1 pseudogene is annotated in these 272 nt (G+C 72.4%); it reads right to left on the bottom strand.

Annotated features, from left to right (window positions below):
• Positions 1-206 (bottom strand): annotated as a pseudogene (locus NVV99_RS26495) (magnesium chelatase); the annotation flags it as partial.
• Positions 207-272: the final 66 nt, after the last annotated feature.

Genomic DNA, 272 nt, shown 5'->3' with positions numbered 1-272 from the left:
AGGACCACGTCGTGACCGGCGATGAGGGCGCGTTCGAGCTGCGGGACGACGGTGTCCTCGAAACCGAGGAGGCCGGGCCACGGATCGGTACCGTCGCGCAGCGCAGCGAGCAGGTTGTGCCGGATCTCGTCCTGGACGGACCGTTGCACGTGGCCGGAGGCGCGGAGCTCGCCGACCGTGGAGGGGCGCGGTGGGGGTGACGTCACCTCACCCAAGGTACGCCCGAACCGCCGGTGCGGCATCCGCGATCCCGCGACCGGGCCGCCTCCACT

Origin of the sequence: Rhodococcus sp. PAE-6 (assembly GCF_025290685.1) — a bacterium.
In the GTDB taxonomy this organism is placed as follows: Bacteria; Actinomycetota; Actinomycetes; order Mycobacteriales; family Mycobacteriaceae; genus Rhodococcus; species Rhodococcus pyridinivorans.
This window is presented reverse-complemented; position numbering and strand designations above follow the sequence as displayed.